The 26,591-nt window shown below is 48.5% G+C and carries 23 protein-coding genes and 1 other annotated feature; of the genes, 20 read left to right on the top strand and 3 right to left on the bottom strand.

Annotated elements, in window-relative coordinates; genetic code table 11:
- The first annotated feature begins 1 nt into the window (after position 1).
- The 9 genes from AC4EHB_RS08540 (at position 2) to AC4EHB_RS08500 (ending at position 9,057) form a co-directional block, all read left to right on the top strand.
- Complete coding sequence (locus AC4EHB_RS08540; RefSeq protein WP_490975144.1) at positions 2 to 844, top strand: fumarate hydratase; 843 nt, start codon at positions 2 to 4, stop codon at positions 842 to 844.
- Positions 845 to 856: 12 nt separating this feature from the next.
- Positions 857 to 1,411 carry a Fe-S-containing hydro-lyase gene (locus tag AC4EHB_RS08535; protein ID WP_490975143.1) on the top strand — a complete coding sequence of 185 codons (555 nt, stop codon included), beginning with the start codon at positions 857 to 859 and terminating at the stop codon, positions 1,409 to 1,411.
- Between the two features lie 13 nt (positions 1,412 to 1,424).
- Positions 1,425 to 2,315, top strand: coding sequence for an NAD(P)-dependent oxidoreductase (locus AC4EHB_RS08530; protein WP_490975142.1), 891 nt, complete (start codon positions 1,425 to 1,427; stop codon positions 2,313 to 2,315).
- 136 nt (positions 2,316 to 2,451) lie between these two features.
- The gene (locus AC4EHB_RS08525; protein ID WP_490975141.1) at positions 2,452 to 3,117 is read left to right on the top strand and encodes a GntR family transcriptional regulator; all 666 of its coding nucleotides are present in this window, start codon (positions 2,452 to 2,454) and stop codon (positions 3,115 to 3,117) included.
- Between the two features lie 51 nt (positions 3,118 to 3,168).
- Positions 3,169 to 4,233, top strand: coding sequence for a tartrate dehydrogenase (locus AC4EHB_RS08520; protein ID WP_490975140.1), 1,065 nt, complete (start codon positions 3,169 to 3,171; stop codon positions 4,231 to 4,233).
- A 263-nt stretch (positions 4,234 to 4,496) separates the two neighbouring features.
- Positions 4,497 to 5,189, top strand: coding sequence for a class I SAM-dependent methyltransferase (locus AC4EHB_RS08515; RefSeq protein WP_490981198.1), 693 nt, complete (start codon positions 4,497 to 4,499; stop codon positions 5,187 to 5,189).
- Between the two features lie 28 nt (positions 5,190 to 5,217).
- A complete protein-coding gene (locus AC4EHB_RS08510; protein ID WP_490981197.1) occupies positions 5,218 to 6,639 on the top strand; it encodes an SLC13 family permease in 1,422 nt (473 codons plus the stop codon).
- Positions 6,640 to 6,677: 38 nt separating this feature from the next.
- Positions 6,678 to 7,859, top strand: coding sequence for a CaiB/BaiF CoA transferase family protein (locus tag AC4EHB_RS08505; RefSeq protein WP_490981196.1), 1,182 nt, complete (start codon positions 6,678 to 6,680; stop codon positions 7,857 to 7,859).
- Between the two features lie 22 nt (positions 7,860 to 7,881).
- Positions 7,882 to 9,057, top strand: coding sequence for an acyl-CoA dehydrogenase family protein (locus AC4EHB_RS08500; protein WP_490975136.1), 1,176 nt, complete (start codon positions 7,882 to 7,884; stop codon positions 9,055 to 9,057).
- 65 nt (positions 9,058 to 9,122) lie between these two features.
- Here AC4EHB_RS08500 and AC4EHB_RS08495 read toward each other — a convergent pair whose 3' ends face one another.
- Complete coding sequence (locus tag AC4EHB_RS08495) at positions 9,123 to 10,556, bottom strand: amidohydrolase (protein WP_490981195.1); 1,434 nt, start codon at positions 10,554 to 10,556, stop codon at positions 9,123 to 9,125.
- 235 nt (positions 10,557 to 10,791) lie between these two features.
- Positions 10,792 to 11,017: a binding site (T-box leader), on the top strand.
- A gap of 94 nt (positions 11,018 to 11,111) precedes the next feature.
- Between AC4EHB_RS08495 and AC4EHB_RS08490 the strand changes: the two genes are divergently transcribed.
- Positions 11,112 to 12,275, top strand: coding sequence for a pyridoxal-phosphate-dependent aminotransferase family protein (locus AC4EHB_RS08490; protein WP_490981194.1), 1,164 nt, complete (start codon positions 11,112 to 11,114; stop codon positions 12,273 to 12,275).
- A complete protein-coding gene (serA, locus tag AC4EHB_RS08485) occupies positions 12,272 to 13,858 on the top strand; it encodes a phosphoglycerate dehydrogenase (protein WP_490975133.1) in 1,587 nt (528 codons plus the stop codon). The genes AC4EHB_RS08490 and serA overlap by 4 nt, the downstream gene beginning before the upstream one ends.
- Positions 13,859 to 13,945: 87 nt before the next feature.
- On the opposite strand, the gene AC4EHB_RS08480 is transcribed toward serA, so the two are convergent.
- The gene (locus AC4EHB_RS08480) at positions 13,946 to 14,737 is read right to left on the bottom strand and encodes an HAD family hydrolase (protein ID WP_490981193.1); all 792 of its coding nucleotides are present in this window, start codon (positions 14,735 to 14,737) and stop codon (positions 13,946 to 13,948) included.
- Between the two features lie 145 nt (positions 14,738 to 14,882).
- Here AC4EHB_RS08480 and AC4EHB_RS08475 point away from each other — a divergent pair, with 145 nt between their 5' ends.
- From AC4EHB_RS08475 to AC4EHB_RS08455, 5 genes are all read left to right on the top strand, one after another.
- Positions 14,883 to 15,977 (top strand): nitric oxide synthase oxygenase, encoded by a 1,095-nt coding sequence (locus AC4EHB_RS08475; RefSeq protein WP_490981504.1) that lies wholly within the window; start codon positions 14,883 to 14,885, stop codon positions 15,975 to 15,977.
- Positions 15,978 to 16,160: 183 nt separating this feature from the next.
- Entirely contained in the window at positions 16,161 to 16,877 is a 717-nt protein-coding gene (locus tag AC4EHB_RS08470) for a YebC/PmpR family DNA-binding transcriptional regulator (RefSeq protein ID WP_490975131.1), read from the top strand.
- A 253-nt stretch (positions 16,878 to 17,130) separates the two neighbouring features.
- On the top strand, positions 17,131 to 18,360 hold the full coding sequence (locus tag AC4EHB_RS08465; protein WP_490981192.1) for an acyl-CoA dehydrogenase family protein: 1,230 nt from the start codon (positions 17,131 to 17,133) through the stop codon (positions 18,358 to 18,360).
- A 56-nt stretch (positions 18,361 to 18,416) separates the two neighbouring features.
- Entirely contained in the window at positions 18,417 to 19,001 is a 585-nt protein-coding gene (locus tag AC4EHB_RS08460) for a TetR/AcrR family transcriptional regulator (protein WP_490981191.1), read from the top strand.
- 46 nt (positions 19,002 to 19,047) lie between these two features.
- Positions 19,048 to 20,034: a quinone oxidoreductase family protein gene (locus AC4EHB_RS08455; RefSeq protein WP_490981190.1), complete on the top strand. Its 987-nt coding sequence runs from the start codon at positions 19,048 to 19,050 to the stop codon at positions 20,032 to 20,034.
- A gap of 102 nt (positions 20,035 to 20,136) precedes the next feature.
- Here AC4EHB_RS08455 and AC4EHB_RS08450 read toward each other — a convergent pair whose 3' ends face one another.
- Positions 20,137 to 21,282 (bottom strand): M20 family metallopeptidase, encoded by a 1,146-nt coding sequence (locus tag AC4EHB_RS08450; RefSeq protein ID WP_490981189.1) that lies wholly within the window; start codon positions 21,280 to 21,282, stop codon positions 20,137 to 20,139.
- Between the two features lie 172 nt (positions 21,283 to 21,454).
- On the opposite strand from AC4EHB_RS08450, the gene AC4EHB_RS08445 reads away from it, so the two are divergent.
- Genes AC4EHB_RS08445 through AC4EHB_RS08430 form a run of 4 tightly spaced genes read left to right on the top strand, consistent with a single transcriptional unit; the run spans position 21,455 to position 26,579 of the window.
- On the top strand, positions 21,455 to 22,831 hold the full coding sequence (locus tag AC4EHB_RS08445; RefSeq protein ID WP_490981188.1) for a M20/M25/M40 family metallo-hydrolase: 1,377 nt from the start codon (positions 21,455 to 21,457) through the stop codon (positions 22,829 to 22,831).
- Positions 22,831 to 24,072 carry a M20 metallopeptidase family protein gene (locus AC4EHB_RS08440; protein ID WP_490981187.1) on the top strand — a complete coding sequence of 414 codons (1,242 nt, stop codon included), beginning with the start codon at positions 22,831 to 22,833 and terminating at the stop codon, positions 24,070 to 24,072. The genes AC4EHB_RS08445 and AC4EHB_RS08440 overlap by 1 nt, the downstream gene beginning before the upstream one ends.
- Positions 24,069 to 25,619: an ABC transporter substrate-binding protein gene (locus AC4EHB_RS08435; protein ID WP_490975124.1), complete on the top strand. Its 1,551-nt coding sequence runs from the start codon at positions 24,069 to 24,071 to the stop codon at positions 25,617 to 25,619. Before AC4EHB_RS08440 ends, AC4EHB_RS08435 begins: the two co-directional genes overlap by 4 nt.
- A gap of 45 nt (positions 25,620 to 25,664) precedes the next feature.
- Positions 25,665 to 26,579: an ABC transporter permease gene (locus AC4EHB_RS08430; RefSeq protein ID WP_490981186.1), complete on the top strand. Its 915-nt coding sequence runs from the start codon at positions 25,665 to 25,667 to the stop codon at positions 26,577 to 26,579.
- The last annotated feature ends 12 nt before the right edge of the window (positions 26,580 to 26,591 follow it).

The raw sequence follows: 26,591 nt of genomic DNA, 5'->3' as shown, positions 1-26,591 counted from the left end.
CATGAAGGAAATCCATTATAACGACGTTGTAGAGGAAGTGGCCGGGATGTGCCAGCGCGCCAATTATAATTTGGGCGATGACGTTTATTCGGCATTCAAAAAAGCACTTTCTACCGAACGGTCCGAAACCGGCAAGGAAGTGCTTGCGCAATTGATTGAGAATGCCGATATTGCCCAAGCTGAACAAGTGCCGATGTGCCAAGATACAGGTACAGCGGTTTTCATCGTGGAACTTGGGCAGGACTGCCACATCACTGGCGGACTTTTAGGCGACGCCATCAACGAAGGCGTTTCGAAAGGCTACGGTGAAGGATATCTTCGGAATTCGATGATCTACAATCCGTTGAATCGAAAAAATACCGGCAATAACACACCGGCCATCGTCCATATTGAACTGGTGGAAGGTGATAAAATGGTGCTTCACATGACTGCTAAAGGTGGAGGCGCTGAAAATATGAGCGCGTTGAAAATGCTCAAACCTTCTGACGGTATTGAAGGGGTCAAAGACTATATTCTGTCGATTGTTAAAGTAGCGGGGCCGAATGCCTGTCCTCCGCTAATTGTTGGCATCGGAATCGGCGGCAATTTTGAACGTTGTGCTTATCTGGCGAAGAAATCGCTGTTCCGGCCGATTGGCACACGCCATCCGGACCCTGACGTAGCGGCGCTCGAAGAAGAATTGATTGCTTCTATCAACCGATTGGGAATTGGTCCACAAGGCATGGGAGGCAGTACGACGGCGCTCGATGTAAAAGTGGAAGCAGAATCGTGCCATATCGCCGCCTTGCCGGTTGCAGTCAATCTGAACTGCCACGCCAGCCGCCACCAGACGGCTGTGCTATAAGGAGGAAGGCGAATGGTCCAGAAGAAAGTTAGGTTGCCATTAACAGAAGAAGATATCGAGTTATTGAAAGCGGGCGATCGCGTGCTGCTGTCAGGGGTCGTCTACACGGCGCGTGATGCAGCCCATAAAAGGATGATTGAAGAGGAACGGCAAGGAATCCCAATGCCGATTGATGTCAGCGGCCAAGTGATTTACTACACGGGCCCTACGCCAGCAAAGCCCGGGGAAGTGATCGGTTCTGCGGGGCCGACGACTAGCGGGCGAATGGATTTGTATACGCCGGCACTGCTCGAAAAAGGCCTTAAGGGGATGATCGGCAAAGGCTACCGCAACGACGAAGTGAAAGAGGCGATCATAAAGCACAGAGCCGTCTATTTCGGAGCCGTCGGCGGAGCGGCAGCGCTCATTTCCCGTTCGATCAAATCGGTTGAAGTAATCGCTTACGATGATTTAGGGCCGGAAGCGATCCGCAAGCTGACAATAGAAGACTTCCCGGTTTTTGTTATCAACGATGCGCATGGCGGAGACATCTATCAGGAAGGCGTCGAGAAATACAGAGAGCAATAGAGGAGGACGGATAATGGTGAGAGCAGGGATTATCGGACTGGGAAATATGGGAGGCCGAATGGTTAGACGTTTGCTGGATGGAGGCGCTGAAGTCGGCATTTACGATGTGAACCAAGATGCCATTGAGGCAATGGTGGCATTGGGAGCTGAAAAAGCGGAAAGCCCGGCCGATTTGGCACGGAAATTTCAATACATCATCACCGTCTTGCCGAATGTTTACATCGTCCAAGAGACGCTGCAAGGCAATAATGGCTTGATGGATGGCATGAACGGGGAAAGCTTGCTCATCGAAATGACGACATCGATCCCTTCTGTAACGAAAGAGTTAAGCGCAGCGATGAAAGCGAAAGGTTTCCGCATGATCGACGCACCGGTTTCGGGTGGCGTCAAAAAGGCTGAAAATGGTACCTTGTCGATCATGGTGGGCGGCGAAGAATCAGATTACAACGAAGCGCTGCCGTTATTGGAAATGCTCGGAGAGAATATCAATCATGTGGGAGAAGCTGGAGCGGGGCATACCATTAAAGCGCTGAATAATATGATTTCCGCGACAACGCTTGCAGCAACTGGGGAAGCGATGGCGCTCGGCGTAAAGCTGGGGCTTGATCCAGCAAAAATGCTTGATGTCATCAACACCAGCACAGGCAGAAGTTTTTCCAGTGATTTCAAATTTCCCAATCAGGTACTGACAAGAAATTTTGAAGTCGGCTTCACACTGGACCTGATGGTTAAGGACTTGAAAATTGCCATGAGCATGGCTGAACAGGAAAGTGTACCGATGTTCATTTCCGGTGCTTCGTTCCAGTTATGGAAAAAAGCTTGGACCGAGGGCCGTGGAAGCGAAGATCATACCGCAATCATCAAAAGCATCGAAGAAATGTTCAATGTAGAGATAAAAGGATGACTGAATCCCTTCGTGCCCAACACAGTTGATTAGTGTTAAAATTACTTCATCATTCTTAATTTAAAGGCGTTGTTGGCATACCAGCAATGTTATGCCATAGCCGATTTAGAAGAGAACAGTATTTGAGGGGTGCCACATGGAGAAATTCAGATTAACGGAACAAGATAGGGCTACATTGCAGTTCAAAGTCACGACAAAACTGCGTGAATTGATTTTAAAAGGCGAATTCAAGATGGGCGAACGGTTGATGCAGGAGGAGTGGGCGAAAAAGCTGGGCGTCAGCCGGATGCCGCTGCGTGAAGCATTGCGCCAGCTGGAAGTGGAAGGCCTTGTCAGCATTGAGCCAAGAAGAGGCGCCATTGTGACGCCTGTATCGATTGAAGATATTGAGGAAATTTACCAGCTCCGCGCTTTGCTGGAAGGCGAGGCGGTGGTGAAGGCGCTGCCATTTCTGGGCGAGGAAGAGATTGCCGAGCTGGAAAACATCTACGGCAGGATGCTGATGCTGAAAGCGGACGAACATGATATGGAGGAATTTATGGCTCTGAACACCGAATTCCACCGCATCATCCGCGAAGGATGTCCGTGGAGACGAATTCAAGGTTTTATCGAAACGCTGTGGAAAGGCATTCCGCCATATACGCCGAGTTTACTGGCGGACCATTTGTCGGAATCGCATAAAGAGCACGGCCAAATGCTCCAAGCTATCAAAGATAAAAACGCCGAAAAGCTGCGGCAAGTGACTGTGCAGCATATCCTGCGCACAAAAGATAACTTGATCCGCATGATCAGCGAGAAATGACCGTTCTATCCGGAATGCTTAAATAACGCTTAGGGAAAAGGGGACAAGTTCATGAAAAGATTGGATATTGCCGTAATACCAGGAGACGGAATCGGAAAAGAGGTTGTGCCGGAAGCATTGCGTGTCCTTGATGCTGTTGCAGAAATCCATGGTGGCCTTGAATTCAATTATAGCCATTATCCATGGAGCTGCGAATACTATATTGAGCATGGCGAAATGATGCCGAAAGACGGTCTTGAACAAATCAGCCAAAGCGACGCGATTTTTCTGGGTGCTGTCGGAGATCCTGCCCTCGTGCCGGATCATGTCTCTCTTGCAGGGCTGCTGCTGAAAATCCGTCGGGAATTTCAGCAAGTCATCAATGTCCGGCCAGCGAAAATGCTGGAGGGAATGGTTTCACCACTGAGCCGTCCTGAAAATTTTGATATTATGATCGTCCGTGAAAACAGTGAAGGAGAATACAGCAGCATTGGCGGCCGGGTCCATAGCGGCGAAGATGAAATTGTCGTCCAAAATGCGGTATTCACAAAGAAAGGCGTTTCCCGTGTCATGCAATACGGTTTTGAAATTGCGCAAAAAAGAGGCGGCAGCCTGACCAGTGCGACCAAGTCGAACGGGATTGCCCATTCGATGCCATTTTGGGACGAGGTATTCAAAGAATTATCCGCGAGCTACCCTGACATCAAAACGAATAGCGAACATATCGATGCGCTTTCTGCATTTTTCATCACTAAGCCGCAAACGCTTGATGTGGTTGTGGCAAGCAATTTATTCGGTGATATTCTCAGCGATATCGGAGCAGCAATCATGGGCAGCATCGGCATCGCGCCAGCCGGCAACATCAACTTGAACGGAAAATTCCCTTCTATGTTCGAACCGGTACATGGCTCGGCTCCGGACATTTACGGCAAAGGCATTGCAAACCCGATCGGCCAAATATGGACGGCAAAAATGATGCTTGACCACTTGGGGGAACCTGAAATGGGCGCTCTCGTACTGCAAGCAATTGAAGATACATTGCAGCAAGGCATCAAAACAGGCGATATCGGCGGCCGTTCGAATACAAAAGAAGTGACTGATGCTGTTATAGAAGCGCTTAAGAAACGGTCCAACTAAACCAGCAGGAGATTTGGCGATGTTTATCTACGAAATTTATAGATGGGCAAGCCGGATTTCCTGTTATTCGTATTTACAATAGTCGGAATTTTTAGTAGTATTAGATTTGTAATTAAATTGTATCCAATATCCACATAATGTTATTTTCCGGCCGCTTGATTTGTTTTCGAGAAAGCGTTTTCATTAAAGTGAAGATCTTGCTGTGGATGCCGGATGTTCCAGGAATCGGCAAGTAAAAAAGAGCAGGAAACGAGGTGTAAGAGATGTCCGATAAAATGGCATTTGATTCCGATATCGCACAGGAATACGACAAAGGCGTGAGGCGGACATTGCCGACATACGACCAGCTCCTGCGGCTGACCAATACGTTTCTTCGATCTAAATTGGAGGCGGAGGCAGCTGTTCTTGTAGTAGGCGGTGGAGGCGGCAATGAACTGAAAACGTTCGGGCCGCCAAATCCCGGTTGGCGATTTACTGCAGTAGACCCGTCAAAAGCGATGCTCCAAGCGGCGTGGATAAAAGCGCAGCAGAACGATATGGAGAAACGGACAATTCTGATCCAGGGAACGGTCGAAGATGTCCCGGAAGCGGCGCTTTTTGATGCGGCGACTTGCCTGCTGGTCTTGCATTTCGTTGCAGAAATAGAAGGAAAGCTTGCGCTGCTGAAAAAGTTGAGATCCCATTTGAAACCTGGCGCGCCTCTCGTGCTGGCAAGCAAATACGGCGATCCACAAGACGAAGAGTTTCAAGAGCAGGTAGCATTATGGAAAAATTATTGGCTTGATATGACCAATTTATCTGAGGAGCAAGTTGAGAACCTGATGAAAAGCACGTTGGTGGAAGCCTCGATTCCGGAAGAAAAGCTGCGGGAATTACTGGTGGAAGCCGGATTCCGGAAAATCACGAAATTCTTTAAAACCAACCATTTTGGCGGCTGGATCTGCTATGCCGGTTAAACAGAGGCAGGGAAAGGCGTGAAATGCCATGAAAAGATTCGCCATGACCGATTATAAGGCGTTTGCATCTTTCACATTTTCCGCCGCTGTTTTTTTGCTCCTGTTTTTTGGTTTGCCGGATGCATTTTCGCATGACGCAAAAGTAATGACGGCTATTATCGTCTCGGGCATCATTTTATGGGCGTTCGAACCGGTGCCGATCGGCTTGACCGCTTTGATTATCCTGCTCGCCATGCTCATATTAAAAGCGGCGGACTCAACAGTCATTTTTAGCGGCTTTGCTTCGCCTGCCACTTATTTGATTGTGGCCGGCATGATGCTTGCAACGGCAGTCAACGAAACCGCGTTGATCAGAAGGATGACCTACTGGATTTTAAAAAGATGGGGCAGCAGCCCGGAAGGATTGCTCGGAAGCATTATCATCATCCAGCAGATCCAGGCGTTTTTTATTCCTTCCACGGCAGTTCGGTCGGCGCTGATCCTGCCGGTGTCCTCGATGATTATCGAAACGACACAGGCAGGGGCAGGCAGCAACTTGAGGAAAATGATCATGCTGGGTGTAGCATTCGGCGGCATCATCAGCGGCACGTCCGTGATGACCGCCGCCATCGGCAACATTCTCACGGTCGAATTGCTGGACCGCTTCGCGGGAATCAAAATTACGTATTTCCAATGGTTTTATTATACCTTTCCGCTGTGGATGATCCTGATTCCTGCAATTTGGCTGATGTTGCTGAAGACATTTCCGCTGCCTCCGGAACAGAGTTCTTTTCCGGCAATCCGCCAGGAGATGGGCGATAAGCTGGCAGAGCTCGGCCCAGTCACACCGGGTGAAATACGCGGCATCGGAATTCTTTTGTTCATCGTCATGCTATGGCTGACAGAACCAATTCATGGCATGCACCCGAGCCTGCCCGCATTGATCGGGGTCGTTCTGATGGCATTGCCAAAAATCGGCGTAGCTGATTGGGAAACCGTCGTCAAAATAAATTACAATACGGTGCTGCTGATCAGCGTCACGCTGTCGATGGGCTATGCATTTGCCGACTCTGGCGCAGCCGATACGATTAGCAATTATTTAAGCGTCGGATGGTTTACCGGCTTGCTGCAGAATCCGCTCATGGCGGTTGTAGCAGTTATTCTACTGTCTCAGTTGTTCCATAAACTGATCTCCAATGTCGCGACCGCTGTCGTCGTTCTGGTGCCGATCTTGATTAGCGTGGCGCAGAACGCGGGCATTAATCCATTGGTGATTGGGTTCACGACCGGCCTCACATGCCTTTTCGGTTTTGTGCTTATTGTCGAGTCGATGCCGAATCTGTTGGCACATAGCACCGGAATGATCAAACAGAAGGATTTTTTAAAGCCTGGCTTATATGCAACAGCGATATCCATCGCCGCTACCATTTTAGTCGCCGCGACGTGGTGGCAATGGATCGGCTTGGTATAGCGTGAAAATAGAACCGAAATTCAAAAGGAGGGGAAGTTATGTTGCCTTTACAGGGAATCACAGTGGTTTCACTTGAACAAGCAGTGGCAGCGCCGTTTGCGACGCGCCAGCTGGCCGACTTGGGTGCACGTGTCATTAAAGTGGAACGCCCTGGGCCGGGGGATTTTGCCCGCGGCTACGACAAAACGGTAAAAGGGCTATCAAGCCATTTTGTCTGGACGAACCGCTCAAAAGAATCGATTACGCTCGACCTGAAGCACGAAGAAGCGAAAAGAGTATTGGACAAACTGCTGTCGGAAGCCGATGTTTTTATCCAGAATCTTGCTCCAGGAGCGGTGGACCGCCTCGGCTTCAGCGCGCAGGAACTTCAAAAGAAATACCCGAAGCTCATCATCTGCTCTATTTCGGGCTACGGAACATTTGGTCCTTATACCAATAAAAAAGCCTACGATCTGCTGATTCAATGCGAAGCAGGACTGGTCTCTGTAACCGGTACAGAAGAAACGCCTTCGAAAGCCGGAATTTCCATCGCGGATATTGCAGCAGGTATGTATACGTACACGGGCGTGCTGACAGCGATTATCTCCCGCTATAAAACCGGAAAAGGCGCCATTATCGAAGTGTCGATGCTCGAAGCACTGGCAGAGTGGATGGGCTATCCGCTGTATTATTCTGCTTACGGCAAATCAGAGCCGCAGCGGACCGGAGCGAGCCATGCCACTATTTATCCTTATGGACCGTTCAAGGCGGGAGATGAAAAAATGGTGTTTCTCGGCATTCAAAACGAACGTGAATGGGTGCAGTTCTGCGAAGAGGTTTTGAACAAGGCTGAAATCGCAGTGGACGAGCGCTTCAATAACAACTCCAACCGCGTAGCGAACAAAGATGCGTTAAGAGCACTCATCGAAATGGTTTTCCAAAACATGGACTCGGACGCCATTATCAGTTCGCTGGAAGGAGCGAAGATTGCCAATGCCCGCTTGAATACCGTTACTGAACTGGTAGATCATCCGCAATTGCAGGCGCGCAATCGCTGGAGAGAAGTGGATTCACCAGTGGGCATGCTGAAAGCATTGTTGCCGCCTGTGACGTCGGATGAAATTGACACGGTCATGAATCCGGTGCCGGCGGTCGGTGAACACACAGCCGCCATATTAGAAGAGTTCGGTTTTGACTATGAAGAAATGCGCCCTTATACAGAGGTGGATGAGAATATTTAAAACATGAAGGGATGGGAAAAAGATGGCGGGTTTAAGTGTGCAGGAACGGGAGAGTTTGCGTGGAGAAGTCCGGAATCTGTGTTCGGCATTTCCAAATGAGTATTGGAGAAAGTTAGATTTGGAGCGGGAATATCCGTACGAATTTGTCGACGCACTGACGAAAAGCGGCTATCTATCTGCGCTGATTCCAGAACAATACGGCGGCAAAGGCTACGGCATGACTGAAGCGACGATTGTATTGGAAGAAATCAACCGGTCGGGCGGCCATGCGGCAGGCTGCCACGCGCAAATGTATACAATGGGTGCGCTGCTGAAGCACGGAAGCGAAGAACAAAAAAGCAAGTACCTGCCGGGTATTGCCGACGGCAGCATCCGTTTCCAGGCGTTCTCGGTGACAGAAGAGGCGGCTGGTTCCAACACGACAGCGATTCAGACATTTGCCGAGAAAAGGGATGGCGGCTATATCGTCAATGGCCATAAAAACTGGACTAGCCGTATTTTGCAATCGGATTTGCTGATGCTGCTTGCGCGCACGACCCCATCTGAAGAGTTGGGCGACAAGAAAACCGAAGGCTTGAGCCTGTTCCTTGTCGATTTGCGGGAAATCCGTGAACAGCAGCCTGAGACGTTTGTTACAGAACCCGTCCGTGCAATGTTCAATTATGCGACAAACCAGGTTTGGTATAAAAACATGAAAATTCCTGCAGATTCCTTGATTGGCGAAGAAGGCAAAGGTTTTCGCTATGTCCTCGACGGAATGAATGCCGAACGTACGCTGTTGGCGGCTGAAGCAATCGGCGATGGCTATTTCTTTATTGATAAAGCTACCGAATACGCCAATAGCCGCGTCGTGTTCGACCGCAAAATCGGCATGAACCAAGGCATCCAGTTTCCGATTGCGAAGGCTTACGCCGCGATTAAGGCTGCAGATCTGATGCGCTATGAAGCGGCGCGCAAATACGACGAAGGTGAAAAATACGGCGAACAGGCGAACTTAGCGAAATACCTGTCGAGTGAAGCGAGCTGGCAGGCAGCGAACGTCTGTGTCGATACGTTCGGCGGCTATGGCTTTGTCGATCAATACGACGTAGAGCGCAAATTTCGTGAAACGCGGATGTATCAAGTGGCACCGGTCAGCAATAATATGGTGCTGGCATTTCTCGGGCAGAACGTGCTGGGAATGCCGCGCTCTTATTGAACCATTATCAAAAAGCGCCCGGCCAATAAATGGCCGGGCGCTTTTGATTGCGCGTTGCTGTGCAATTATTTCGTTGCAGATGGCTTGACGCTTCGTGGAATCGGGTTGGTATAAGGTTCTTTCGAACGTTTTTTGTCGTGCTCCGTTTTTGCCGCTTCAAGTGCTGAGCCATTTTCGAAAAGATGGATGGCAGCTTCTGCCATAGCATGCGCTGCAAGCAATGTCCCACTGTGGGCGAACGTGCTGAGGCCTTGTGTGACCATCTGCCACGTATGCAGCGGTGTGCCGAGCGCACTGGTGGCAGCAGTCAATTGAGCAGTTGGGACAACCCAACTGACGTCCGAGACATCGGTAGAGCCGGGCATCGTTTTGTCAGAAGGCTCGTAGCTTGAAATGATATCGGACAGGAACTTTCCTTCAAACTCACTGCCATCGCCGCTGTAGCCGAAGCTTTCCATACCGCCGACGAAATTTTTCTTTTCCCCTTCGGACAAGCTGTCCCAGATGCCTTGAGCAAATGTTTCTTCTTCTGCCGTCGGGTGGATCGGACCGGCTGCCTGCAGCTTATCGAAAAGAATGCTTTCAAGCACGCGGTTCGGTTCGTAATTGGAGCAGGCTTTGTCAAAAACAATGGACATCTCAGTTTCTGTCATCAACGCTGCGCCTTCCGCGATTTTGCATACGCGCTTGTAGATGTCATCTACTTGTGCAACTTTCGGTGCACGGATCAAATACAGAACTTCTGCCTCCGACTGCACGACGTTCGGAGAAATGCCGCCGCTATTGGTGATGGCATAATGCATGCGCGCTTCTGGAATGACATGTTCACGCAGGTAATTGACGCCGACGTTCATTAGTTCAACAGCATCCAATGCGCTGCGCCCGAGGTGCGGCGAGTTCGCGGCATGAGAAGCAATGCCTTTGAAGCGGAAATAGACCTGGTAGTTTGCCAGGCTCGACAAACTCATAATGGTGTTCACATAAGAAGGATGCCAAGTGAACGCCGCATCGAGATCGTCAAAGACGCCTTCGCGCACCATGAACGTTTTGCCGGATCCACCTTCTTCGGCCGGACAGCCGTAGAATACGACAGTCCCTTTGATGCCATTTTCCTCAAAATAGGATTTAACGGCGTAAGCAGCGGCAAGCGATCCGGTGCCAAGGAGGTTATGCCCGCAGCCATGGCCATTGCCGCCAGATTCAAGCGGTTCTTGAGAAACGCTGTGCGCTTTTTGGCTGAGCCCTGCCAATGCGTCAAATTCACCGAGAAAACCGATGACTGGTTTCCCTTCACCGAACGATGCGGAAAAAGCGGTTTCGATGCCGCCGATGCCGTGTTGGACTGTAAATCCTTCTTTCTCGAATTCGTCCGACAAAAAACGGGAAGATTCAAATTCCAAGTAACGGGTTTCAGGGTGCTGCCAGATGAATTTGCTGATTTCCTCAAAACGGTTTCGGTTTGAAGCCAGATAGTCCTCAATTGAAAATGTATTGATCATCACTTACGCCTCCTTCTGAATTATCTTTCAAGTATAACAAATTCAGCGCGAGAATCTTAGGCTGTCTGTAAAACGCTGTATTTCCTTTGTAAAAGATAAAAAAGTTTATTCATGGATAGAGCCTTAAGGCACAAAGGATTGCTGAAAATGAAAACGGTTCCAAAGAAAGCTGAAAATTTATTATATATTGACAACTTACATCAATTTGTTATGATGAATTCAATTAAAGATTCAAACAACTATTTTGACGGAGACAAGCAGACGGCAGAGGAATCTCAAGAGAGCTGATGGATGGTGCAAATCAGCGGTTCCGGCAGTAAGCAGCACTCCTGAATAGATGGGCTGAACTCCAGTAGGCCCTTCCGGCTCGTGTCCGTTACGCATGTGAACCAATGAGGCTGTTCCGCCATGGAGCAGCGAATTAGGGTGGTACCGCGAATTGAAGGCTCTTCGCCCCTTACATTTTTATGTAGGGGGTGGAGAGCCTTTTTTTAGTTCCAGTTCCGGATGCTGAATTTCCGTACACCGTTTGAATTCGAAAGGGGAATGACCGTTATGCTGACAGATCAACAAATTCTAAGAATTCCAGGACCATCGCCGATACCGCCGAGTGTTGAACGGGCCATGAGCCAGCCGATGATCGGCCATCGTGGACAAAGCACGTCCGATATGATTGCTGCCATCCGCCCGAAACTGAAACAGGTTTTCGGCACTCAGCAGGAAGTCATGATATTGACAGGGAGCGGAACAGCAGGGCTTGAAACAGCTGTCGTCAATACGGTAGCACCTGGTGAAGAAGTCGCTGTCATTGTGACTGGCGCATTCGGCGACAGGTTTGTGAAAATCTGCAAAGCTTACGGACTGAAAACGCATGTATTCGATGTCGAATGGGGTAAAGCGGTCGATCCTCAAAAATTGAAAGAATTCTTGAAAGAAAAAACTCTCGTAACGGCAGTGTTTTCGACGTTCTGTGAAACATCAACAGGCGTTTTGAATCCTATAAAAGAATTGGCGGCAGCTATCAAGGAAGTATCGGATGCCTTGGTCATTGTGGATGGAGTTTCCTGTGTAGCCGGCACCGCAACGGAAATGGATGAATGGGGCATCGATATCGTCGTGACCGGCTCCCAGAAAGCATTTATGCTGCCTGCGGGATTGACGTTTATCGCTGCAAGCGAGCGGGCGTGGGAAAAAGTGAATGCCAATCCGCAGCCGCGATTTTATCTCGATTTGGCGAAGCACCGGGATAATATTCTTAAGGATACGACGCCTTTCACACCGGCATTATCAATTTTATTCGGCTTGCAGCAGGTGCTTGAGCTGCTGGAAGAAGAAGGGCTTGAAAGAGTCTATGCCCGCCATTCGTTGATGATGAAAATGACGCGTGCGGCATTTAAAGCGCTGGGCGTGCCGCTTTTGACAACGGACGCGGACGCTTCTCCGACCGTGACAGCAGTGAAACCCGACGATTTCGATCCGGAAGTGTTCCGCAAAGTAATGAAAACCGAATTCAACCTTGAACTCGCCGGCGGGCAGCAAGAGCTGGCGAAGAAGATCTTCCGCATTGGCCACATGGGTTATTGCTCGCCGGCGGATATGCTGCAGGCGATTGCCGCGATGGAAATCGGCATCGTAAAAGCAGGCAAAAAGATTGAACTCGGCCACGGCGTGCGGGCAGCACAACAAATTTTCTTGGATGAAAGGAAGTCTGCGCAATGAATTATAATATTTTGATCAGTGATTCTTTAAGTGAAGACGGCATTTACCCGTTGCGCCAAGCAGACGGCTTTGATATTACAATTGAAACGAACATGACGCCCGAACAATTGGGGGAGCGCATCGGTGATTTTGATGCGCTGCTTGTCAGAAGCCAAACCCAAGTGACCCGCGCCATCATTGAAAAGGCGAAGCACCTGAAAATCATCGGCCGCGCCGGTGTGGGTGTCGATAACATCGACCTTGAGGCTGCGACAGAACATGGCATCATCGTTGTCAATGCTCCAGACGGCAACACAAACTCAGCGGCTGAGCATACGATGGCGATGCTGATGTCGATGGCCCGGAAAATTCCGCAGGCGTATTACGCGCTCCGCAACCGTAATTGGGACCGCAAATCGTTTGTCGGCGTCGAATTGAAAAACAAGACGCTTGGCGTCATCGGACTTGGGCGCATAGGAGCGGAAGTGGCTGCGCGCGCCAAAGGGCAGCGCATGAATGTCATCGCATACGATCCGTTTTTGACGCCTGAAAAAGCGGAAAAAATGGGCGTCGATTTTGGCACTGTCGAAGAAGTGGTCAGAGCTGCGGATTTTATCACGGTCCACACGCCTTTGCTGAAAGAAACACGCCACCTCATTAATGCGGAAGCTTTCGGCATGATGAAGCCTGGCGTCCAGATCGTCAACTGCGCCCGCGGTGGAATCATCGATGAAAATGCCTTATACGACGCGATTAAAGCGGGCAAAGTGGCGGGAGCGGCACTTGATGTTTTTGAACAGGAACCGATGGTCGATTTTCGCCTGCTCGAGCTGCCGGAAGTGGTGGCGACACCCCATCTTGGCGCCAGCACGATAGAAGCACAGGAGATTGTCGCTGTCGATGTCAGCAATGACGTCATCCGGTACTTCACAGAAGGGACCGTGCGCAATTCGGTCAATCTGCCTTCAGTGCCAAAGGAAATCATGGCGCAAATCGAACCGTATTTTGATTTGCTGGAACGGCTCGGCATTTTCTTGGCGGATCTGGCGGACGGTACCGCCCAGGAAGTGAATATCCAGTATTCAGGCGAACTGGCGAATGTTGAAGTCGGTCCGCTGACGCGCAATATGCTGAAAGGCCTTTTGAAGCGCTATCTGGGCGAAATCGTCAACGACGTCAATGCCATGTATTTTGCGAATTTGAAAGGTGTCACGGTAAATGAAAGCAAATCGACTGCCTCGAAAGGCTTTACGAGCTTAATTACAGTGGAAGTGAAGACAGCCAATGGAACGAGGAAAGCGGCCGGAACGCTTTTGAACGGCCAAGGCGCACGTATTGTCAAAGTTGATAATTACCTCGTCGATGTTGTGCCAAAAGGCAACCTGCTCTTTATCCGCCACAATGACCGTCCGGGCGTTATTGGCCGCGTCGGCACATTGCTCGGACAGGAAAATGTTAATATCGCGACAATGCAAGTCGGCCGTTCGAATGCCGGCGGCGATGCGATCATGATGCTGTCGATCGACAAACCAGCTGAGCAAAGCAGTCTCGACCAACTGACAGCGTTAGCGGAAATCGAAAAAGTTACCGCCATCAATTTATAGATTGTATGAGAGTCAGTTGCTTTATTGGCTGGCATCATAAGAAAAAGGCGCATCGGGAATGACTCCGATGCGCCTTTTTGCGGCAAGTTACAATTGTTCCTGCTCCAACAATTGCAGCAATTCTTCCAGGTGCGCGATTTCATAGGTGGGTTTAATAGTGTCGTGGGGAGCTTTTCCTTCACGGTTGATCCACACAGAACGGATGCCCGCCCCTTCTGCACCGATGATATCGGTCATCAGATTATCACCGACCATCAGCACATCTTCCTTTGCATAGCCGAATTTGGCTAACGCATATTCGAAGATGCCTGGGTCCGGTTTGCCTTTGCCGAAATCGCCGGAAATGACGATATGGGCAAAGTAAGGCGCGATTTCAGGAGTGATTTCAAGTTTAATATTCTGCAGGCCAGGAGAGCCGTTCGTCAATAGCAAAAGGTCATAGCTGTCTTTCAGCCCTTCAAGCACACGCGTCGTTTCGTCGTAAAGGACAGGATGCTGTTTGCGTGCTTTCGGAAAATGTTCGGCCAATTGCTGGCCGAGTGCCGGATCATCGATACCGATGCGTTTTAAGCCGGCGGTCCAAGCCGCGCGCCGGTACTCCGGAACGATTTTCTTCATTTCCTGGAAATCGGAGCCTTCGTCATCGAAAGTTCCCCATAAGCCTTCGAATGGGTTGATGCCGATCATTTTCGTGAAATCATAGGTCGGATAAGAAGCGTACAACTCGCTCGCTTCGGCCCGGACCGCTGTTTCGAGCTTGCTGCAATCCGTCCCGCTGAGAGATTCTGCCAATTCACAGGTTTTCTGGAACGCCAGCTCGACACTTTTTTTATCCCATAACAAAGTATCGTCCAAATCAAAAAAAATCGCTTTTACCATCTTCTCTTGTCTCCTGCCGTTGTAGTTTCACTTTGTTCAAGTGTACTGTATTCGTCACAAAAAACCCAGCAGCGGTGCATTTCCAGCAGGAAAATAGGGAGGGGCGGTGATAGAATGTTGACGAGGAGTGATAATCTTGAACGCTATTGGGACGCCCAATGATTTGCTTGTGGAAGCCATGGATTTTTTATCCAGATACTGCTATGAATTAGGAAAGACCGAATCGGAAATGATCAGCCGCATCAATGAAGTGAAAAAGGAAATAGATGATAAAGGAAGCTACACCCATACATTCGAAGAGCTGGAGCACGGCGCGCGGATGGCATGGCGCAATAATAACCGCTGTATAGGCCGGTTGTTCTGGAACACATTGACTGTGTTTGACGAGCGTGGGAGGGAATCTGCGGAAGATATTTTTCAAGCGCTGCTGGGGCACATCGAATTTGCCGCAAACAGCGGGAAGATCCGGCCGGCCATCACCATTTTTACGCCGCAGCAAAACGGATTGGACAAAGCACGAATTTGGAATCACCAATTGATCCGCTATGCGGGCTATGAACAAAACGGAGAAATTATCGGTGACTCGTCGTCGCTTGAATTTACAAAGCAATGTGAAAAGCTGGGTTGGCGAGGAGCGGGTACACCTTACGACGTGCTGCCAATCGTCATTGAAACAGCACATGAAGAACCGCGCTTTTTCGAACTGCCGAAAGAATCAGTGCTTGAAGTGGAGCTTGAGCATCCTGACTGGCCATCGTTCAAAGAACTGGGCGTAAAATGGTATGCGGTGCCGATCATTTCAGAAATGAAGCTCGAAATCGGCGGCATCCATTATACACTTGCGCCATTTAATGGCTGGTATATGGGAACGGAAATTGGAGCACGCAACCTGGCGGACGAGGACCGCTACGATCTGCTGCCGAAAGTGGCAGAAGTGATGGGATTGGATACGGGCTCGAATCGTTCTTTGTGGAAAGACAAAGCGCTTGTCGAATTGAACATCGCTGTCCTTGAATCGTTCCAACAGGCAGGTGTGACGATCGTCGACCATCACACCGCTGCCAAGCAATTCAAAAGTTTTGAGAAAAAAGAAGAGGCGGCGGAGCGCGACGTCACCGGAAACTGGGCGTGGCTGATACCGCCGATGTCTCCGGCAACAACACATATTTTCCACAAACCTTATAAAAACGATGTGGTGAAGCCGAATTACTTTTACCAAAAACCGCCGTATCAACAGTAGGTTGGCAGGACTCCCTGCTTGAAACCGGAAGATTCCTGGCAAATGAGCACAGCTGAAAAAAGCTATGCTCTTTTTTTTTGCATATTTTCAGCTCAGCAATTCTGAAAAACCCGTGGATTTATTATATAATGGAGGATAGTGAACGTTCTTCACATTCAAAGTTGAAAGAAAGTGGGAAACACAATGGGACGCAAGTGGAATAACATCAAAGAGAAAAAAGCATCAAAAGACGCGAACACAAGCCGCATCTACGCAAAATTCGGCCGTGAAATCTATGTAGCTGCAAAGCAAGGAGAGCCGGATCCGGAATCGAACCAAGCATTGAAAGTCGTACTTGAACGCGCGAAGACTTATAGCGTGCCAAGAGTAATCATTGACCGGGCAGTCGACAAGGCAAAAGGTGGGTCAGAAGAAAGCTTCGACGAACTGCGCTACGAAGGATTCGGACCGAGCGGTTCAATGGTAATCGTCGACACGTTGACAAACAACGTCAATCGTACAGCATCTGACGTGCGTGCAGCGTTCGGTAAGAACGGCGGCAATATGGGCGTCAGTGGATCTGTGTCGTATATGTTCGACCATACTGCAGTCTTCGGAATTGAAGGCAAAACGGCTGACGACGTATTGGAATTGCTGATGGAAGCAGATATCGACGTACGCGATATCATGGAAGAAGAAGATTCGGTCATCGTCTACGCCGAGCCGGACCAATTCCATGTTGTCCAGCAGGCATTCAAAAACGCGGGCATTACGGAATTCACAGTAGCTGAATTGACGATGCTCGCGCAGAACGAGTTGGAACTGCCGGAAGATGCGCAAGCGCAATTTGAAAAAATGATTGATGCCATCGAAGATTTGGAAGACGTCCAGCAGGTGTACCATAACGTAGATTTGGGCTAATGAATGACAGAAAGATATAAGGATCGGTTCGCCCATAGGCGAGCCGGTCTTTTATATTTGTACTTTTAAGCAACTAAAAGAATAATTTCGTATTTGATGGAATATTTAAAATGATTCGGCAATTGATTTGTTATTCGAAAAGTTAACCTTTATACTAAATTTGAATAAGTATTCAAATTAATTAATTTTTTCATAGCCTGAATGATAGGTTTTCCACTCAAAAATACCTTGAAAAATATTGGAGGAAAAACGAATGCTTAAAGAATTGTCGCCGAAAGCCCAAGAACTGGAGATGAGTTTACTGCAGTTTATGGACGAACATGTTTATCCCAATGAATCGACGGTGGAGAAATACCTGAAAGAAGCGGAAGACCGCTGGACGATCCCGCCTATTATCGAAGAGCTGAAGGCTAAAGCCAAAGAGCAGGGGTTATGGAATTTGTTTTTGGACGATCCCGATTACGGAGCGGGCCTGTCCAATTATGATTATTCGCATCTTTGTGAAATCATGGGCCGTTCGCTGATTGCTCCCGAGATTTTCAATTGCAACGCGCCGGACACCGGCAATATGGAAGTGTTCGTGAAATACGGCACGGAAGAACAAAAAAAGCAATGGCTTGAGCCTTTGCTGCGAGGCGAAATCCGCTCTTGTTTCTCGATGACAGAACCGGACGTGGCGTCGTCGGATGCAACAAATATCCAAAGCAGCATTGTCCGCGATGGCGATGAGTATGTCATCAACGCGAAAAAATGGTGGACGACCGGCGCTATGGATCCGCGCTGCAAAATTGCCATCGTCATGGGGAAAACTGATCCAACTGCGGCAAAGCATCAACAGCAATCCATGATTTTGGTGCCCTTTGATGCACCAGGAGTCGAAATCAAACGGCCGTTGACTGTGTTTGGCTACGATGATGCTCCTCAAGGGCATGCGGAAGTGCATTACACTAATGTTCGGGTGCCGGTCGGCAATATGCTTTTAGGAGAAGGGCGCGGATTTGAAATTGCGCAAGGCCGATTAGGGCCAGGCCGCATTCACCATTGCATGAGGGCAATCGGAGCAGCGGAGCGAGCACTTGAATTATTGTGCAAACGCGCTGAAAGCAGAGAAGCGTTCGGTTCCACTTTAGTTGAAAAGGACGTCATCAAAGAAATTATTGCCGAAAGCCGCATTGAAATTGAAATGGCGCGTCTGCTGACTTTGCATGCGGCTCATAAGATCGACACAGAAGGCGCAAAGGCAGCACGCAAAGAGATTGCGATGATTAAAATTGCAGCTCCCCGTGTTTCTTTGAATGTCATCGACCGGGCAATTCAAGTCTTCGGCGGCGCGGGGCTTACGGAAGATTTCCCGCTGGCTGCACATTATGCTTATGCGCGGACGCTTCGTTTGGTGGACGGACCAGACCAAGTCCATCTGCGTGATATCGGAAGGCTCGAATTGCGTGAACAGCTGAAAGAAAGAGCATCTGTGAAGCAGTGATAACAGTCGGCTTATCAGAGGAATTCCTTTGAAAATGAGTAGATGAGGTGAATGGAATGAGCTTACGTGAACGGAAAGCCGCTAAAAAGAAAGAGGATATCCTTCGTTCAGCTAGTTTAGTCATTTCACGCAAAGGTTACCATAATGCCACGATGGAAGATATTGCAGCGGAATTGCTAATGACAAAAGGATCCCTCTATTATTACTTTAAAAACAAAGAAGAATTGCTTTATCGCTGCCATGATTTGATTTTGTCTGACGCTATGGAGAAGATGGAAGAGATTATTTCGCAGGAAATTTCTTCAGCGCAGAAGATGGAGAAAGCGATCAAATTTCATTTGGAAGTCGCCATTCGGGAAAAAGAGATTTTCAACTTAATTGTAAAACCTGAACAGATATTCTCAAAGGAGCATTTGGATGTAATTGTCGAAAAGCGTGCGAAATATGCGGAGGTTTTCGACAGGATCATCGACGAAGGCGTGAGTAAAGGCGAGTTCTCGATTGAGCAGAAAAAAATGGCGCGCATGATTATACTGGGTGCGACCAATTGGGTCCAAGTATGGCATTCTCCAGAAGGGGAATACAGCAATGAAAAAATCGAAGAGATCTACGCATCTTATCTATTAAAGATGTTGGCTTGAAGAAACCGCAAAGACACTGTTAATTTAAACAGAAAGGGGTTTTGACATGAAAGCGATAGTGGTTCATGAGTTGGGAGGGCCGTCCGTCCTGAAATTGGAGGATGCGCCAATGCCGGAAATCGCAAGCGATCAAGTGTTAATCAAGGTCGAGGCCATAAGCGTCAATTTTGCGGATATCAAGGCGCGCCAGGGGCAATATCACGGAGTCGAGGCTGGAGCTTCTTTTACTCCTGGCCTTGACTGTGCCGGAGTCATTGTAGAAACTGGAAGCAGTGTTACGCGTTTCCGTAAAGGGGACCGCGTCATGGCGTTTCCGAAAGAGGGGTCATATGCGGAATACGTCAAAACGGATGAAGCCTTAACGTTTGCGGTGCCGGACGAATTGCCGATTGAAACGGCCGCCGCTTCGTTGACGGTCGGCATCACCGCCTATAATGTCATCCGGAAAATGGCGAGGCTTGAACCGGGTGAAACCATTCTCATCCACGCGGCTGCTGGCGGCATCGGCTCGACGGCCATCCAACTGGCCCGGATTTTCGGGGCTGGCAAAATTATCGGTACAGCAGGCAGCAGCGAAAAGACGGCAATGGCGAAAGAATTCGGCGCCGATCACGCGATCAATTACCGGACGCAGGATTTTGCGGCTATCGTTAACGACATGACAGACGGCAAGGGAGCAGATGTTATTCTGGATACAGTGGGCGGTGAAAACTTCGAGAAAAGCATGAATTGCTTGGCGCCTTTCGGCAGGATTGTCTCTTTTGGACATGCCAATGAAGGCTCGATGCCAGGACGCGTCAAAACGACAGAACTCCATTCAAGCTGCCGCTCTGTCATCGGCTATAGCACGGGCACCTACCGCAAGCAGCGTCCGGAATTTCTGCATGAAGCCGCACAGGAAATCACCAAGCTCATGCTTGAAGGATCATTGAATATCGTCATCTCAAAACGCTACCCACTGGCAGCGGCAGCGAAAGCGCATGCTCTTATTGAAAGCCGCAAAAGCGTTGGTAAGGTATTGCTCATACCGTAAAATTCTTTTAATAAAACGAGAGGCAAGTGCTGTAAAAACGTTTCTCAATAGAAAAAACCATTCCTCCGTGGAATGGTTTTTTTTTCGTGTTATGGTGCGACATTAGAGATCGCTGAGTTCCAGGCATAATTCGGCGATCAGCGCAGAACGCTCACTGAAACGGTCAAAATGGATATGCTCATGAATAGCATGTGGCCCATCGCCGGGGATGCCCAAGCCGTCGAGTGTCGGAATTCCTAGTGCAGCCGTGAAGTTGCCGTCGCTGCCGCCTCCTGCTTTCGCTTCCTGCAGCTCAATCCCTAAACGCTTGCCTGCCACTAGGGCCTTCTGGTACAAACGTTCACTTTTTCCGCTTTTTTCCATAGGAGGGCGATTCAGCTCGCCGGAAATCGCCAATTCCGCTGCATTATTGAAAGGACTTAAGCTTTCCAGGACTTTAATGATTTTGTCCGCTTCACCATGGCTTGTCACCCTGAAATCTATCTCCGCTTCTGCCGCTGCAGACACAACGTTGCTGCTGGTGCCGCCTCGGATCACGCCGACATTGACAGTGGTGCCTTGCTCATAATTTGTCAGCTGTTCAAGCTTAATGATCTGCTGCGATAGTTCATGGATGGCGCTGACTCCGTCTTCGTGGTGATTTCCGGCATGTGCACTGACACCTTTCACGCTTAACGTATAGCGTCCCACGCCCTTCCGTTCTGTTTTCAAAGCGAAAGTGCCTGACACCGGCGGCTCCATCACGAAAACGGCGTCGCAAGTTTGGGCAACTTCTTCGATCAACTTCCTTGAAGTCGTGCTTCCGACTTCTTCATCGGTGGTGAAGAGGAAGACCGGTGAGAACGGCAATTCAGTATACTCCTGCTGTAAGGAGCGGATGGCCCAGATAGAAGAAAGGAGGCCGGCCTTCATATCGAATATTCCTGGGCCATAAATATCTTCGCCTTTTTCAACTACCGGCAGCGCACCGACTTCCCAAACTGTATCAAAATGGCTCAAGAATAAGAAACGGGGCTTGTTTGAATCTTCCTCCAATGAAAACAGCAAATGATTTCCTGCAGTTGGTTGTTCAAATTCTTGAAGCTGCCAATCGCCTTTTAAATTATTTTGGAATATTTCCTTTAAAATAACTCCGCATTTATCTACCTCATTTTTGCGGTGGCTGGGAGACTCTGCTTTCACTAATTTGAGAAGCTGTTCTTTAATTTCCCCTTTGTGTTCTTCTAAATATTCATAAAACACGCTCATTTTATCATTTCCTTTCCTTATTTCATTATATTTATACCTAAACATAAATAGAAAGATAAATCAATTAATTTCGAAAAAACTAAAAATTTCGTTGACAGGCTATATAAAAAACTAGTAAAGTGATAAAAAACATTAAGGAAACTTTCCTTAATTAAAAGGGGCTGGTAAAAGAGTGCAAAATATCGAAGAGTTTATTGAAAGGAATCGGGAGATGTACATAAAGTGGCTGACCGATTTTTGCGAGATCCCGAGTGTAGCCGCTCAAAATCGTGGAATGGAAGAAGCTGTCGACTACTTAGACGATTTGTTTGAAACAGCTTTTTCGCTGAAGCCGGAAAAGTTAGAGACTTCTGGATTTCCAGTGGTATTTGCAGAAATAAAAGGGGAATCCGATAAAACCTTGAGTTTCTACAATCATTACGATGTGCAGCCAGAAGATCCGGTTGAGCTGTGGGAAACACCTGCTTTTGAACCAAATATCCGAAATGGAAAAATTTTTGCCCGAGGAGTTGCCGATAATAAGGGCAACCTCATTGCCCGCCTTGCGGCATTGCATGCCATTCAACAATGCGGAGAAGAGCTGCCGGTGAATATCAAATTCATTTTTGAAGGGGAGGAAGAAATCGGCAGCCTCAACTTGCCTGAGTTCGCTAAGGAATATGCCGACAAGATCAAGTCTGACGGATGTGTCTGGGAATTTGGCTACCGCGACGCGGATGGCGCTGTGCAAGTCAGCCTTGGAGTGAAAGGCATGTTGTATGTCGAACTTCGCTCGAAAGGCGCGAATACAGATCTGCATTCTGCCCAGGCTGCCATTATTGAAAGTCCGGTATGGAAATTGGTGTGGGCGCTCAATACACTGAAAGATGCCAATGAAAAAATAATGATACCGGGATTTTACGACGATATCGAGCCAGTCACAGCACTTGAAGACCAGTTGCTTTCGCAGTACCGGCTGGAGGAAGAAGAAATCTTGAAAAAACTGGAGATCGACAAATTCGTGCTGAATTTGGAAGGAACCGATTTAAAGCGCAAGCATATTTTTGAACCGACTTGCAATATCTGTGGAATTTCCTCCGGTTATACAGGTGAAGGGACAAAAACGGTCTTGCCTTCGGAAGCTATGGCTAAACTGGACTTCCGCCTGGTGCCTGGACAAGATCCAGAAAAGATTCTTCGGCAGTTGAGAGCGCATTTGGATGCCCAAGGGTTCGAAGATATCACGATCCAGGTTACAAGCTCTGAAAAGGCCGCAAGAAGCCACCCGGATGAAGCGATTGCAGGAGCGATGATTGCGGTTGCGGAAAAATACAGCGATAAAAAGCCGAATATCATCCCGAATACACCTGGGACTGGCCCGATGTACGAACTATGCCAGGCCCTTGGAATTCCCTCAGCTTCTTTCGGAGTCGGCAATTTCCAGTCCAATAACCATGCACCAAATGAAAATATTAATGTCGAAGATTACATCGATGGCATCAAGATGATTGCAGCGCTGGTTTTCGAATTCAGCCGACAATTTGAGACATCTGAAGGAGGTGTTCGATAATGGCTGTGATCGCCGGAGAAAACCGTGGATTCGAAGAGTTGAAAAAAACGCATCCAGAATGGCATAGCTCAATTTTTTCCTTATTGAATGAAATTACGGCAATCCGCCGAGATTTGCATGCACACCCGGAATTGTCTTTCCAAGAAAAAAGAACGGCAGGTATTGTAGCGGATTTATTGGAAAGATGGGGCTACAAAGTTCAGAAGAATGTTGGGAAAACTGGTGTTGTGGGTTTATTGGAAAGCGGCAGGCCTGGGCCAGTCCTTGGCCTCCGGGCAGATATGGACGCCCTGCCTATGGAAGATGAAATTCCCAAGGAATACCGGAGCCAAAACGCCGGCGCTGCCCACACTTGCGGGCATGACGCGCATACCGCGATTCTGCTGGGTGTGGCAAAGCTGTTTGCTGAGAAAGGATTGCCGGGCGGTTCACTTAAGGTGATTTTCCAACCGGCCGAAGAAATAGGTGAAGGTGCCGCGGCGATGATTGAAGATGGCGTATTGGCCAACCCCAAAGTAGACGCCATGGCCGGCCTGCATGTCCACCCGACGCTGAAAACAGGTGAATTTTCAGTTACTACAGCGGAGTATAGCTGCGCTGCTGTCGACATTTTTGAACTTAAAGTGACTGGGAAAGGAGGGCATGCCGCCCATCCTCATCAAACTGTAGACCCGATTATGATTTCAGCGCAAATTTTGGTTTCGCTCCAGCAAATTGTCAGCAGGCAGACAGATCCGTTGGATTCGGTAGTGCTGAGTTTCGGACAGATAGAAGCGGGCAGCAAGGCAACAATTATTCCGAACTCGGTCCTGGTGAAAGGCACAGTGCGGACGCTAAAGCCAGAGACGCGGCAGTTGATGTCGGAACGCATCGAAACAATTTCGAAAGGCATAGCTCGAAGTTTTGGCGGGGACTGCGAACTGGACTATCAATTTGTTACACCGTCTATAAAAATAGACGCCGAAATGCGCGGGCTGCTTCAAGACACGATTGGCGAATTGTATGGGGAAGGGGCATTGAAAATATCCGCTCCATCAATGGGGGGCGAAGATTTCGCTTATTTTTCACAAGAAGTGCCTTCCGTATTTTTCCGTCTGGGAACAGAAAATGGCGAAGATACGGCTTATCCGAACCATAATAGCCGGTTTGACGTTGACGAGCAATCGTTTCTTTATGGCATATCCGTATTGAGTTTATTGGCAAGCAATTATTTAAAACAATCTGAGGGGGAAAATGTATGAAGAAAAGTCTTTGGGGATTAATGCTGAGTTTGGCAGTTGTGTTGGCCGGATGTTCAGGCGGAGAAGAAAGCGGGGGGTCGGAAGGCGAAGAGCCTGTTGAGCAAAGTGACAGCAAAACCTTGGTAATTGCTAACGGTACAGATGTTGTGTCTTTTGATATCCACGACCATAATACGACATCGACAGAAGCTGTACACGTTAATATGTTCAATTATCTTTTGACGAATGAAGGAGAAGAAGGGTTCAAACCTGACTTGGCTGAAAGCTGGGAAAACGTTGATGACAAAACCTGGTCTTTTAAATTGAAAGAAGGCGTTAAATTCCACAATGGGGAAGACTTGACGGCGGATGACGTGAAATACACGCTTGAAAGAATTGCAAAAGACGATACGTTGCTGGAGCATGGAAACTACAACCAGATCGAGGAAGTGAAAGTTGTCGGAGACTACGAATTTGAAATCATCACAAAAAATCCGGAACCTGCATTATTGAACAGACTGTCCCGCCTGGGTTCAGCGATCCTTCCGAAAGACTATATCGAAACGGAAGGCTGGGAAGTGTTCTTGGAGCAACCAGTGGGTACAGGACCTTATAAATTCAAAGAATGGAAGAAAGACGACCGCTTGACGCTGGAAGCTAATACGGAATATTTCGGAGAAGCACCGAAATGGGATGAAGTCGTATTCCGCAGCATTCCTGAAGATTCCACTCGTGTTTCTGAATTGCTGACAGGGGGAGTGGACGTTGCTGTAAACATCCCGCCGACAGACGTTGAACGCATTAACAGCACAGACGGCGTATCGGTTGTCCAATCGCCTACGCAGCGCGTTATGATGTTTACGCTGCGCACAGATGAAGGCAGCGTAACAGGAGATCCGAAAGTCCGTGAAGCCATCGATTTGGCAATTGATAAGCAAGCGATTGTGGATTCATTGCTTGAAGGCGCAGGAACAGTTACGCGCACCCGTGTAACACCAGGGAACATTGGCGCCAACGAAGACCTATACGGCCAAACACTCTATGATCCAGAAAAAGCAAAACAATTGCTTGAAGAAGCAGGGCATGCGGATGGCTTTGAGCTTGCGCTTAGCGCACCAAACGGACGGTATTTGAAAGATAAAGAAACAGTCGAATTGGTTACGGCGATGCTTTCTGAAGTTGGCATCACTGTAAACTTGGAATTGATGGAATGGAGTGCATTCAACCAGAAGTACCAGGAAAAAGGATTCGGTGAAATGTTCTACATCGGCTACGGCAACTCGATGTTTGATGCGTCGCTTGCGCTTGACCGTTTAACAACGGAAGAAGCTGCAGGTGAATCGGATTACAATAACCCGGAAGTGAACGATCTGCTGTTGGCAGCGGAACAGAATATGAACGCTGAAGAAAGAGCGCAGCAGTATCAGAAAGCTCAAGAATTGATTGCGGAAGATCGCCCTCAAATCTATATGTTCCAATTGGATGCTATTACTGGCATCAACGACCGTCTGAATTTCGAACCGCGTTTGAACGAAATGTTCTATGTGGATTCAATTACATTGAAGTAAAAGAAGGGGGGCATGCCCCCTTTTTTTCAATCGGGGAGGTTTGGCATGAAGTATTTTTTGAAAAGTCTAGTTAAAACGATTCCTGTGCTATTGCTGATTACGCTAATCGTCTTTTTGCTGGTGCGTGTCACAGGAGACCCGGTGTCGCTGATGCTGCCTGAAACAGCAAGTGATGCAGAACGGGATTCCTTGCGGGAAGCGATGGGATTCAACGACCCGCTGCCTGTGCAGTACCTTAATTATTTGGGAGATTTGGTAACTGGCGATTTCGGTGATTCGTTCCGGTACAATACCGATGCGCTGAATCTTATTCTTGAAAGGCTGCCGGCGACGATTGAACTGGCTATTGCGTCGATGATTGTCGCCATTGTCATTTCGGTTCCGCTCGGAATCCTGTCTGCTGTTAAACGGAACAGCTTTTTCGACCTTTTCATTACGGGCAGCGCAGTATTGGGCAAAGCGATGCCTAGTTTCTGGCTTGGCATCATGTTGATTCTAATTTTATCTGTAACTTTCCAGTTCTTTCCGGTTTCCGGGAGAGGGACATTAGGCCATCTGGTTTTGCCGGCGTTGACGCTCGGGACGGGTATTGCTGCAGAGATGACCCGCCTGATCCGTTCGAGCATGCTGGAAATTTTAGGGCAGGATTTTATCCGTACGGCCCGAAGTAAAGGATTAGGCGAAGCGATTGTTGTCAATAAGCACGCTTTCCGGAATGCACTGATTCCTGTGGTGACAATCATGGCTTTGCAAACGTCTACGTTGATTGGCGGCACGCTAATCACGGAAACGGTATTTGCATGGCCAGGGCTTGGCCAATTGCTGGTCCAGTCAGTGAACTTGAGAGATATGGCTGTAGTACAGGCTGCCACTTTCATCATCGCCATTTTTGTTATTTTAAGCAATTTGATTGCGGATTTAGTGTACCGCACGCTGGATCCACGCATTAAATATGATTAAAGGAGGTCAGGG

Source organism: Planococcus sp. TJ-302 (assembly GCF_058268455.1).
The sequence above is the reverse complement of the archived record's forward strand: the minus strand, read 5'-3'. Positions and strand labels throughout refer to the sequence as shown.

Bases quoted from the DNA above. Each gene is read 5' to 3' on its own strand.
- AC4EHB_RS08540 (WP_490975144.1), top strand. From the start codon at position 2: ATGAAGGAAATCCATTATAACGACGTTGTAGAGGAAGTGGCCGGGATG.
- AC4EHB_RS08535 (WP_490975143.1), top strand. From the start codon at position 857: ATGGTCCAGAAGAAAGTTAGGTTGCCATTAACAGAAGAAGATATCGAG.
- AC4EHB_RS08530 (WP_490975142.1), top strand. From the start codon at position 1,425: ATGGTGAGAGCAGGGATTATCGGACTGGGAAATATGGGAGGCCGAATG.
- AC4EHB_RS08525 (WP_490975141.1), top strand. From the start codon at position 2,452: ATGGAGAAATTCAGATTAACGGAACAAGATAGGGCTACATTGCAGTTC.
- AC4EHB_RS08520 (WP_490975140.1), top strand. From the start codon at position 3,169: ATGAAAAGATTGGATATTGCCGTAATACCAGGAGACGGAATCGGAAAA.
- AC4EHB_RS08515 (WP_490981198.1), top strand. From the start codon at position 4,497: ATGTCCGATAAAATGGCATTTGATTCCGATATCGCACAGGAATACGAC.
- AC4EHB_RS08510 (WP_490981197.1), top strand. From the start codon at position 5,218: ATGAAAAGATTCGCCATGACCGATTATAAGGCGTTTGCATCTTTCACA.
- AC4EHB_RS08505 (WP_490981196.1), top strand. From the start codon at position 6,678: ATGTTGCCTTTACAGGGAATCACAGTGGTTTCACTTGAACAAGCAGTG.
- AC4EHB_RS08500 (WP_490975136.1), top strand. From the start codon at position 7,882: ATGGCGGGTTTAAGTGTGCAGGAACGGGAGAGTTTGCGTGGAGAAGTC.
- AC4EHB_RS08495 (WP_490981195.1), bottom strand. From the start codon at position 10,556: ATGATCAATACATTTTCAATTGAGGACTATCTGGCTTCAAACCGAAAC.
- AC4EHB_RS08490 (WP_490981194.1), top strand. From the start codon at position 11,112: ATGCTGACAGATCAACAAATTCTAAGAATTCCAGGACCATCGCCGATA.
- serA (WP_490975133.1), top strand. From the start codon at position 12,272: ATGAATTATAATATTTTGATCAGTGATTCTTTAAGTGAAGACGGCATT.
- AC4EHB_RS08480 (WP_490981193.1), bottom strand. From the start codon at position 14,737: ATGGTAAAAGCGATTTTTTTTGATTTGGACGATACTTTGTTATGGGAT.
- AC4EHB_RS08470 (WP_490975131.1), top strand. From the start codon at position 16,161: ATGGGACGCAAGTGGAATAACATCAAAGAGAAAAAAGCATCAAAAGAC.
- AC4EHB_RS08465 (WP_490981192.1), top strand. From the start codon at position 17,131: ATGCTTAAAGAATTGTCGCCGAAAGCCCAAGAACTGGAGATGAGTTTA.
- AC4EHB_RS08460 (WP_490981191.1), top strand. From the start codon at position 18,417: ATGAGCTTACGTGAACGGAAAGCCGCTAAAAAGAAAGAGGATATCCTT.
- AC4EHB_RS08455 (WP_490981190.1), top strand. From the start codon at position 19,048: ATGAAAGCGATAGTGGTTCATGAGTTGGGAGGGCCGTCCGTCCTGAAA.
- AC4EHB_RS08450 (WP_490981189.1), bottom strand. From the start codon at position 21,282: ATGAGCGTGTTTTATGAATATTTAGAAGAACACAAAGGGGAAATTAAA.
- AC4EHB_RS08440 (WP_490981187.1), top strand. From the start codon at position 22,831: ATGGCTGTGATCGCCGGAGAAAACCGTGGATTCGAAGAGTTGAAAAAA.
- AC4EHB_RS08435 (WP_490975124.1), top strand. From the start codon at position 24,069: ATGAAGAAAAGTCTTTGGGGATTAATGCTGAGTTTGGCAGTTGTGTTG.
- AC4EHB_RS08430 (WP_490981186.1), top strand. From the start codon at position 25,665: ATGAAGTATTTTTTGAAAAGTCTAGTTAAAACGATTCCTGTGCTATTG.